The following is an 11582-nucleotide window of genomic DNA, read 5'->3' on the forward strand; positions in this document are numbered from 1 at the left end:
TAAAGTCTGTACTTTTTACAGGCTTTACAGCTCTTATTTTCCAGTAAAATATCCCGGATCATCTTCCTCATCCGTATGTGCATAGTCAGATGTTGTATGTCTATTATCGTAAACTGTACCATTGCCACCTTCCAGTTTTTCATCACCATAAAACATACCTTCATCCTCTTCTACATTCGTGAAATCAGATATAAGCCCTTTTTTCTTCCAGATTGCATACAGGTCAATTCCGGATGTACTGGACATCTTTATAGAATCCCCATCCTTATAAATTACCTTACCACGTTTTTCTGTACTCCATCCGGCAAATATATACCCGGTTCTCTGAAACGTATTCTTTTTCAATGTTGCAGTGGAATCATAAGCAATATCCTGTCCATCCATGGTTCCTATTCCACCGTTTGCATAGAAATTACACGGATAATTATTGGCTGTCCATTTCGCGTTTGTTGTGAAGCTGGATTTTACATTTGTCAGTGTTTTATCCCATCCGGCAAATGTATACCCGGTTTTTGTCGGTGCTGTTATGGATGCCGTGTTTCCTCTTGCCACAGTTGCTGTTTTGGTTGTCGCACTTCCCCAGCTTGTACCGGTTCCGGCATTGAATGTTACCTTGTACTTCGGACGTTTTAAAGTTAATGTAACGATCGCTCTTGAACCTGTCGTATAATTATATCTGTATCCATCAACAGTTCGCAGACCTACCTGAGCTGTATTCACCATCAGATACTGGCTTTTTGTTGTATCGTTATCGACACATGCTGCACTGTAATATTTTGATCCACTCTGGCTCACATAAAGTCCACATCTTCCTTCACTTTCATCTAGCTCAGTTGTTAGTGTCTGTCCGTTTACTTCATGGTTTGCCGGTACCACATAAGAAATAGGAATTGGAAGGATATAATAATCCCCTTCATTATCTTTCGTTGTTGTTACTTGGCTTTTCAACAGCTTGACACTATGGTTATTGGTTGCATCTGAGATTTCCACATTCCAAAGCATTGCCTTGTTTTTCATATCATCGTGTGTAAAATTTGCCGTTTTCCATACATGGATCTGGATTGTTGAGTTTTTATCTCCACCGGACAACTTGAAATACATGTATCCGCTTTTGTACACAGACTCCGCAGCATGAAGCTTAAGAGCCTGTCCAAAGATCAATAAAAAGAGAAGAATGACCGTTGTGCATTGTAAAATTCTATTTTTCTTGCTCTTTTTCATCTTGTTCACTTCCTTTTCTTTTCCTGTTTCTCATTCCAACCAGTCCCAGTGCTATACAAATCATAGCCGGTAATAACCATGGATACTGTTCTAATGCTCCGGCTTTTGGTATGTTCAGGATCGCACTGTTCGTAATGTCGTATGTCAATTGATAGAAATAATACTCTCCACCGATCTTGATACCCTTGCTTGTATCTGCTTTTTTTGCATCCACTTCATCCTGTGTCATCTGCAATGGGACAGTGATCTTCAACGCTTTTGAAAGTTTGTTCTTTCCAGAAACTGTATTTGTTTCCTCCAGCCAGTAACTTCCGATTGGCAGCCCAGTAAATTTTAGCTTTCCATCCGTATCTGTCTTTCCGCTTTGGATCAGGTTATGGTCCTGATCATATAAGGCGAAGCCTACACTTTCCAATGCTTTTCCGGAATCATCCTTTTTGTTGATCTCAACCGATCCGCTCCGTTCCTTATTGTAAAACGTCACTTCTCCATCCTTGGTACGTCCGGCAAGCGAGCCATCCTTACGTCCTAACTGATACGTGATTTTATTCTTATCAATGGAGATGCCTGTATCTGTACTCTCAATCTTTTCCAGTTCATAATAAGGATTATCGTCCTCTTCTGTAACAGTGTACGTACCCGGATCCAGATCATCAAAAATCAGATCCTTTGTCACTTTCCCATCTTTCGATTCTGATAACAGTTGTTCTATTTCATCTTTATTGAATGTGATCTTCTTACGAAGCTTTACATCATCCCCCTGCAGGGTTGTTCCTGTGATCAGGAAAGTGAACTCCGGATTACCCAGATTCCAGTTTACATCTCCATCAATCTTCTTATGGATCACAATCTTGGATTTTCCCGGAACATGCGTATTGGTGATCGCTACGTTCGTATATGCTGTTCCATCTGTATCTGTCTGGTCTTCTTCCGCATATGAAATTTCATATCCGGTCTTAGAATTACCGTTGATCAGATCTGTAGATTCCTCTTTGATCTCATAGGTATATTCTACTCCTTCATCATTTTCAGCATCCAAACGTCTAAATTTTGTATTATCCTTCCAGTTATTGCTTTCATTTAATTCTGTACTGTCAAAATACTTCCCATTCCGGTACAGATTCACCTTCACGCTCTCCGGCCGGATGCCATCCTGATCATCCCCATCATCCCATACTTTCTGGACAACGAAGTTTTTATAAACTTTTTTGAGTTTGTTTGTAAAAGTAATGACATTTGTTTCTGGATCTTTTTTTTGTGAAGTATTATATTTATCACTTCCGTTAAATGAAAGCTCTTCAAATTCCCAGTCATCTATTTCTTCAACCGGTATATCCGTATCCACCATCCAGTTGTTCTCTGCTGTTAAGGTATAGTCTTTCGTCTGAGATCCATTTGTAGCTCTAATCGTAATGCTCTTTGGTCTGTTACCAATATTATTCTCATCATCCCAAATCTTCTGAATCACAACTTTTGTCAGTTTCTTATTAGTAACAGCACTATACTCATTCTTGTATGCAATGTCCGCTATTATTCCGGATTTTTCATAATCATGGATCACACCGGCAACTTCTCCATTGTAGCTCTCTACCGATCCGCTATATCCCAGTGTTTTTCCAGACATTTCTCCAATCGCATATCCCGGTGCAGCCTGTATTTCCCTGACATAATACATCCTTCCCGATCCGGAAGCATTCAGGTCTGACGGAAGGTTTGAGAATGTCACTACCGCCGCATCCCCTTCGCTGGTCAGTTCAGATTTAGCCATTGCGATCAGTTCATTTACTCTAAAGAGAACGTTTCCGTTTTTAGCTATGATATCTTTTGCCGCATATAATCCAAAAGTAGCCCCTGCTACCGGATTACCGCTTTCATCTTCTTTGGCAATCCGGATCGTATGTGTGATCAGCGTATCTTCCACATCCAAGTTTACTTCCACGTCTTCCGGCTGGCTTTTGTCCGCATCCGGGGCATCCACTACTTTTACGGTTGTTTCTACTGATCCGAATTTAGAGCATTCCCCACTTTTGAATGTAAATCCAACCTGCTGCTCCCCAACCGGAGATGCCGTATCCGGATCGATTTCTACCTCTTTATCCGTTACAGCTACTTCTTTTTCAGATCCATCATCATATACCAACTTAAATGTAAAATCATCGGCCTCGTACTTTGTTCCTACCACAAATTCATACTTTGGTTCAACCTTGACTTCTACCGGTTGCGGTGTTGTCGGATCAGATTTAACGATCTCCGTATTGGCATAGATCGTAGTCAGTTTTGTACAGCCCCGGAACATATTTTTGACATATTTAAGGCTTCTGGTATCAAAATTTGTAAGATCTAATTCTGTAAGGTTTGTACATGCCTGAAACATACCTGTGGCATTTATAAGTCCGGATGTATCTGCCGCATCAAAATAAATATTTTCAATAGTAAGTCTGCCAAGGAACATAAAACTACTATCAGTATTCAATATAACGTCCTGTTCCTCATTCTGTGTCGATACAATACACTCTGCACCAACCGACCACATAACTACACTTCCATCTTTCAAAGAGGAAACGTCTTTCACATCTATTCCATCTGGTGCTTTTTTGTTGGAAAATACTACCGTTTTCATATTAGCTCCCATATCATTGTGAAATTTTCCTCCACTTTCCAGTATATATTTTCCTGAATTAGCTTCCGGATAGGTAATCGGTTTCGGATCTTCCGTATCTGTGTCCGGGTTTGGCTTTGTGATCTCATTATAATCATTGGCTTTTGTATCCCATGTAATCACAATCTCATATATAGAATCATCCAGTTGATATCCATATGGGGCTTCCAGCTCTTTGATATAATATTTCCCCTGCGGAAATCCATCTGTTTCCGTGCCATCCTTTAGCGTCCTTGTGAACTGTGCAATTCCTTTCTTATTTGTTGCTTTTTTTGTGATCTGTTCATCTGCTTCCCATAAAAGAGAACCATCATCTGCCAATATATCTTCTTCGGCATATAATCCATAGACAGCTTCTTCTACTTCTCCGGTGGAATACTGGAAGTTATCCATGGAAAATCCGGTCAGTACATCCCCAGTCTTAGTAATCGCAATCTTTCCATATACCGGTTCATCCATATCCGTTAATGATAAAGTGCCTTTTTCTGCTGTCTCAAAATTTACTTCAAAAGTCTTTTCTTTGCTACATTTATATCCATCCGGTGATACCGTTTCCTTTAAGTAATATTTTCCATAAGGAAGTTTGCAGCTTGCGACTCCCTCTTTTTCTTCTCCGGTTGTGATACTTGCAACTTTTTCGCCTTTTTCGTTATAAATATCATACGATGCATTGCTAAGTAAGATCTGTGTTTCTGAAGAACGTTTCGTGAGAATGACCTCTACCGGCTTTTCTTCATTCTCAAAAGATACTGTAACCGGTTCTTTTTTATTGGATTTTGAAAGTGTGACCTCCTGATCTTCCGCCAGTTCGTGTGTATCATTGCCAGAAATCTGATGGATCATATACGTTCCATACGGCAGCTTTCCGGATACCGCCTCACCACTTTCATTTGTAATCAGAGTTTCTACAGTATCTCCATTCATGTCAATGATTTCAAACTCTGCATCTCTTTCGGCTTCTGTCACCGCCTTATCATTTACCCGGTCAGTCACCATGGATTTTTTAATCTTGATATAAGCATAGTCTTCAAATTCATCTTTTCCCTGTATGGTGTAGGTCGGATGTCCATTTTCCATAACCGGTGTATCTTTTTCTGAATAGTAAGGATCCATTAGAGCATATCCATCAGCTCCGGCCCACTGTAATACGATGAACTTCTTTCCGGCATCCAGCTTATTTAACAACATAGACGCTTCACCGTTTTTGTCTGTAGTCATCCTTCCTACGATAGCTTCTCTCGGCAACGATAAAGTATACAATCTTCTTTTCGTTCCGGTCGATAAATCTGCCTTATCAATGTCTTTTGCTAATGATTGATCCAGTATGATGAACTTTGCTTCTGCCTCTTCCGTTTCCTCTTCATCTTTGACCGTCACTTTTTTCAGACGAATTTTTGTAGCGATATTTTCATCTGCGAGGTCATACTGTAGAATTTTATGATCACCGGCTTTGATCGTTACTTGAAAATCTTTAACTTTTTCGTAATTCTCAGCACCTTTTGTCTGATGAACAGTATAGATTCCCGGCTCCAATTCGCCGCTAACCGCAAATCCGTGTTCATCCGTCACCAGAGTTTCCACCGTCTTCCCAGAGGCATCCTGGATTTCAAATTCTGCATCCTTCTCCGCTTCATTCCATACACTGTTCGTTTCCTGATCATCACAATGTATGGTTTTTGAAATGGCAATACCGGCATATTCCGGTTCATCATTTGCGCTGATTGTATATTCTGCTTTTGATCCGTCAATCTTAATGATCTGTGTCGGCAGGAATGCATATCCATCCATTCCTTTCGTCTGCTCAATCCGGTAGTTTCCATAAGGCAGCTCCTTGGACTGTGCATCTCCATTTTCATCAATAGTCAGAGTATCTACTGTCTCGTTGTTGCTGTTATAAAGTATAAACTCAGCCGATTTTTCCGGAAGTTTTTCTGTTCCATAAGTCTTGTGAATTAAAATTCTTCCAGTAATCAGCGTATCTGTTACGTCCTCGGTCTGGTCGGAGGAGCTTAAGTCTACCGGATATTTCTTATCAGATAAGAGATATCCTTCCGGAGCTTCAATCTCCTGCAGATAGTATTTTCCCGGTTTCAGTTCACTAACGGTAGCTTGTCCATCTTTATCTGTAGTCAGTTCAGTGACTTTTTCATCCGCTTTGTATAATACAGTTTTATTATCTGTGTCTAAAATATTTTCTGCTGCATATAATCCATATACTGCATTAGCTAGGGTTGCTTCTACACCGTATTCTCCGGTTTCACTGTCCTTTTGGATTGTCAGTGTTCTCTTTTCTGGAAGATCCGTGAACTGGAAGTAGAGATACTTATTCTGACTTTTCTCTGTTGCTGTCTGAATGGAATTGCTTACCTTATGACCAAACGGAGCTTTTACCTCTTCAATCTTCCAGGTATGTGTTTTGGATTTCAGGGAATTTAATTCTGCGGTAAGTTTCTTTTTTAACTCAGCTCTTCCGGCTTTGATTGCTGCACTTTTATTCTGGTAATATCCGTTCTGCGTCAGCTTTTTCCTTTGTGTCAAATCCAGATCATCCCAGTTTTCAATATAGGATTTACTGACGGTATATGTTTTGGTCGTTAATTTCCGACTATATGTATAATCGATGGAACCACCCTCTCCCGTTGTGATCTGTGCAACTTCTTTTCCATCACAAGTTACTTTAAAAGTCGCATTTGGGAGACCGGTTCTTTTCACAGCATCGATCTTATCAATCTTCAGATTCACTTTTTGAGTTGTTGAATCAAAATCCTTCACGGACACACTTTTTTTGATCGGTTCAAAATCTGCAACGACTTTGAAGACCGCAATCGGCTGATGGCTGTTACCGCCACTGACCAATTTATACGTCTTCTGACTGATCTTGTAATTCTTTAAGGCTGTTTTCGCTGCCGTGTAGATCTCATCATATAAGACAACCTGTTTTGCAGCCGGAAATCCACTGATATTGCTGATTAACTTTACTGTTTCGCCTTTGGTCCGGTTGTATGAGCCATGCTGCATGTACCAGGCAAATCCCTGGGCAAGCATTTTCCTGTCTCTTTTATCCAATGACATTAATTTTTTGCTGTTCGTAATACCACTTAAGGATACCTTTTTTGTGATCAGATATTCCTGTGCAAGCCCCACGTATTTATATTTGTCATAACCTGCTTTTTCTTCATACATCCAGCTTGTACGTTCATCATTTTTTACATTAAATTCTTTCGCCGCACCTTCCGGTGTGTCCTGTTCTGCATAGACACACTGTCCCAGATCTCCATCCAGATAATGAAGCAGGACGCAAGCATTTTCTTTGATATAATCGAGACCTTTTCCAGAACCAAATTTTGCACTGCCTTTCCAGTGATAGGTAACGATATGGCTGCTTGTGTAGGCTTTGGCTGAAAGCTTATGGCTGGCAGCCTGCGCCGTTAATCCCTGATACTGGAAAGAAGTCATTACGATCACTATGGTGGTCAGCACAGAAATTAATTTTCTTAAGAATCCTTTCTTTTCACTGTTCATATTTTCTCGCTCCCTTCCGTCTTCGGAAAATTGATACAAATTCTAAAGTACACATCACTATCAATGCCGCACCACATAGCTGCCTGAATCGTCTTTCCTCTTCAATTTCTCTCGAAGCACTTTTTTCACTCATTTCATTCTTTTTCATCTTCATTTTTGTATTACTTCTTACACAGTAGACGACATATCTATATTTCCCATGCCCTCTGTATGGATGACACGTGATCAGCGTCACCATATCCCTTCCGGGCTGTATCTTCACTTTGTCTATATCATTCGGATCAATAATCTGTATCTGTTCCACAAGATATGTAAGTTTCTCCCATGGATTGCGGATCACAACTTTATCGCCTGTTTTCAGCCTTCCTATTTCACGGAAATATGGGATACCGCTGTATCCTCTGTGACCGGCGATCACGCTATTTGTATTCTCACCGCCCACCGGCAAGGATGTCTGTCCCAATACGGCTGCACCTTTCGCCAGATGTGAGTCCGATGCTCCCAAATAAAGCGGAAGTTTCAAATCCATTTCCGGAATGGATATATAGCCAAAATCTTTCCGGTTCCATCCCTGTACATGATACGGATTCTGTTCATAACTCCAAGGATCTTTAAATCCCTTTTGATGTTCTTTATAAATCCTGTGATTGTAAGCTACCGCTTTTTTATAAGCTCCGTCTTTTTCTTTATGCACCAACGATTTTTCATAGTATTTTATGTAATTGTTCGTCTTTTCTGACTGGATATGCGTTGCTATATTGGGATAGAAGAAGCATCCAATTCCGATAAAAAGAAAAAGTATTCCAATTACTCTTTTCATTTTACACACCTTATTTTTTCCGTATTTTCCGGATGATCTTATAAATTATGATGGCAACTAAAATTAACGAAAAAGCCATGAGCAATGCACGTTTGTACGCTTTCTGCCACTGCGAACCTCTGTTTTTATTTTTTTCAGCGTCATAATCTTCCGGATTATATTTCGTCCTTGTGCCTCGGACTAACAACCGATGGGAATTTACTCCATATGGGGTACAGGTAATAAGTGTAACGTGGTCTTCTCCCCGGAGGATGTTCAGCTTTTCCGTATCTTCCGGAAGAACTACATTAATCTCGTCCACTTTATATGCAAGGATTTTTCCTACAACATGTATATAAAACAGATCCCCTTTTTTCATCTCTGTAAGATCTGTGAACATTCTCGATGAATTGAGGCCCGTATGACCAGTTAATACCGAATGGGTATCATGCCCGCCTACGGGAACACTTGATGCAGATATATGTCCGATTCCTTTTTCCAGGGTTTTTCCTGCCGTTCCATGATAGATTGGCAGGTTCACACGGATACATGGGATTTCCACATAAGCCATGATATCCGTTCCTTTGATTTTCAGGATATCATCATATCGTAATCCAGTAGCTTTTACGCTCATCTCATCCGTGAACGGATCGGTAAGTACAACTTTGGCTCTTGCAAGCTGCTGATTATATAATCTGGCTTCCCGGAACAATCTCTGATATTCCTTTTCGGATACCTGTTTGCTTTTTTGTTCATACACTCCAATCTTTGAGCTTGCGCTTTTATCGTAAATATAATTACTGATCCATGGATATAGAGCCAGTCCGATACCAAGAAGAATCAATGCCATCTGCATTATTTTTTTCGGTTTTTTTGAATTTATCATAACTTCATAGTTTCACATTTTCGTTTATTGGAAAAGGGACGGTCCGGGTATCTCCCGAACCACTTCCCTTTTCATGTTTTTTATTTATTAGGTTTTAAGGATTTCGGATTTATTATTTATTCATTATTTTGCAACGTTTTTCTTTCTGCTCCATGCGATTCCTGCTCCTGCAAGAACTACACCTAAAATAGTGATCAGATAGAGTCCGTCTCCGCCAGTTTTTGGAAGTGTAAATCCTTTCGAGTTCAATACTTCCATGTCAACAAGACCGTGCTCAGAATCTGTAGTTGTCTTGTCGGCGTTCAGAGTTGCGTTTGTACCATCTACTTTTGCAGATGCTGCTGTAGTCTGTACTACAACTTTATTCTGCAGAGCTTCACCTTTAACCACGCTGTCATTTGCTGTACTTTCTGTTCCGGCTTTGCTCTGGATGCCTGTGATATTTGCGGTTGTAGCTGTAATATCAGCTTTTGCACTGTTAATGGTAATGGTCATAGGCTCTTTCAGGAGGCTGTATCCTGTATCAGAGTGAGTCTCTGTCATTACATATGTGTCACCTTCGATTCCATTGATCAGAAGTGTTCCATCTGCAGCCGGGCTGAACTCTGTAGCTCCTGCCTCTGTAGCTGATTTACCATTTACATAATATACACCGTTAGATCCGGTTGCTTTTACATAGTAGTTGTCTTTCTGGTTTTGAAGTACAAATTTAACTTTTGTTGCATCTCCGTTGTTGTCAGAGAATTTCTTCTGAAGATCAATACCGAATGTATAAACAATACTCTGATCTCTTAAAACGTCATAATATTCCTGGCTTGTTCTTCTCCATTCCAGAGAAACATCATTCGGGTTACCTTTATCTCCGGTTACAACCGTGTTATTTGATTTCACATCTGCTGTATAATATACAACCATGTATTTCTCTGAATAGTTTTTGTTGATCTCATTCAGTCCATCGGCTGTCATTGCAACTGTCATTTTGGCTGATCCATTGTCGTTCTCAGAATAGTCCTGTGTATACTTTCCAGAATCTTTTGTCCATACTGCAACAGCACCACTGTCTGCTACGTTGGCTACATTTGATTCTGCTTTGTCAAGAGAATCGTAAAATGCGATTACAGCATCTTTTCCATAGGTGATACCCTGGCTCAGCTCATCAATGAAAGTGTATTTGCTTAAGTAAGTTGTTGAGCTTGTAATACGTGGAAGTTTTGTAACAAGTTTGTAATCCAGTTTTTCACCTTCAGATGCAGTTACTGTATCAGAGTATGTATATTCCGGTCTTGTTTTTGTGAAGTCAGCAACTGTACCTTTTTCTGCAGTTGTGATGTTCGCTTCATCTGGATTATTTCTTACTTTTTTATCCAGTGTTGGAACACCTGTCTGGTTTTTCGGGTAACATACAACATCATAGAACCAGCTCTCACCTTCATAATCTGTCATTGGGAGCTGCACAAACCACGGATTGGTTGTATATACAACATCTTCCGGGACTTTCGTTTCAACGATCAGGTACAGACCCAATGCAAGGTCCTTCTTAGTGGTTGTTCCGGAAGCATCTGTAAGTGCCATCTTATCAGCGTCTGCTGCATAAGCTTCCAGCTTATCTTTTGTTGCTGTGTTATCTTCTAATGCTGTTTTCAGAGAATCATTGATCTGCTGAGAAGTGAAATACTCCTTCGTATCTTTTGTATGAACCGGATTCTGAGTATCGAGTCCGATGATTTTCTGTAATGCTTCCGGAATCTCATAGATCAGCTTCACATTTCCGCCGGAGCTTAGTGTATCAACATCTCCTACCCGAAGGTATGAAAACTCTACTCCTTTGATGGCATAATCAGCCAGTTTCTTTTCTACTTCACTATTCTGTTTTCCTGTAGAGATCTGGTCATCTACGTTGACACCAGCCTGCGTTGCAGCTGTAATATCATATTTGTGAATTGTTAATGATGCCGTTTTGGATGTATCAATAACATCCTCAGATGCGGCTTTGGCAGGCATAACTGATACAGCAGTCAGCATTGCAGCCAAAGCCAATGTCATGATCTTTTTCTTAACTTTTTTATTCATGATTTTTCTCCTTTACTTTTTTAATTATGATCATTCCATATGGTAATTTGGAATAAATAAGAAAATCCTCTTTTTATCTTCCCTCCTCATAGAGTATCTTCTTTCATAATTCATCTTTTTTCTCCATAAGTTTTAGATAAAAGCTATCGTTTTTTTCTAACAGATATGCACTGTAATTCACTAATGCCTGAAAAATAATCTGAGATTTTTTGCAACCTGTCAGTTTTGTATATTTATCCAATCTTTCATCTTGGTCTTCATAAATATAGTTGGAATACAATACATTTCTTTTTATATATTTGTCTTCTCTCCTTGATGTAATCAAAACTTCATCATTCATAACTGGATCCACTTCAAAAAAGTACGATACTGCCCGATCCAGAAATACAATTTTGCTAATCTCTTCCATTTGAATCAGAAACACT

6 protein-coding genes are annotated in these 11582 nt (G+C 39.8%); all 6 read right to left on the minus strand.

Going from position 1 to position 11582, the window contains the following annotated elements:
• Nucleotides 1–33: 33 nt before the first annotated feature.
• A complete protein-coding gene (locus tag H8S07_RS12480) occupies nucleotides 34–1221 on the minus strand; it encodes an InlB B-repeat-containing protein (protein WP_186856128.1) in 1188 nt (395 codons plus the stop codon).
• On the minus strand, nucleotides 1199–7402 hold the full coding sequence (locus H8S07_RS12485) for a SpaA isopeptide-forming pilin-related protein (protein ID WP_186856129.1): 6204 nt from the start codon (nucleotides 7400–7402) through the stop codon (nucleotides 1199–1201). Before H8S07_RS12485 ends, H8S07_RS12480 begins: the two co-directional genes overlap by 23 nt.
• Nucleotides 7392–8222, minus strand: coding sequence for a class C sortase (locus tag H8S07_RS12490; protein ID WP_186856130.1), 831 nt, complete (start codon nucleotides 8220–8222; stop codon nucleotides 7392–7394). The genes H8S07_RS12485 and H8S07_RS12490 overlap by 11 nt, the downstream gene beginning before the upstream one ends.
• A 10-nt stretch (nucleotides 8223–8232) precedes the next feature.
• Nucleotides 8233–9087 carry a class C sortase gene (locus H8S07_RS12495; RefSeq protein ID WP_117538441.1) on the minus strand — a complete coding sequence of 285 codons (855 nt, stop codon included), beginning with the start codon at nucleotides 9085–9087 and terminating at the stop codon, nucleotides 8233–8235.
• Nucleotides 9088–9210: 123 nt separating this feature from the next.
• Nucleotides 9211–11157: a SpaH/EbpB family LPXTG-anchored major pilin gene (locus H8S07_RS12500; RefSeq protein ID WP_186856131.1), complete on the minus strand. Its 1947-nt coding sequence runs from the start codon at nucleotides 11155–11157 to the stop codon at nucleotides 9211–9213.
• 103 nt (nucleotides 11158–11260) lie between these two features.
• Nucleotides 11261–11582: hypothetical protein (locus H8S07_RS12505; protein WP_207722425.1), on the minus strand; the 322-nt coding region annotated here is incomplete at its 5' end.

Source organism: Dorea hominis (genome assembly GCF_014287705.1).
Taxonomy (GTDB): Bacteria; Bacillota; Clostridia; order Lachnospirales; family Lachnospiraceae; genus Dorea_D; species Dorea_D hominis.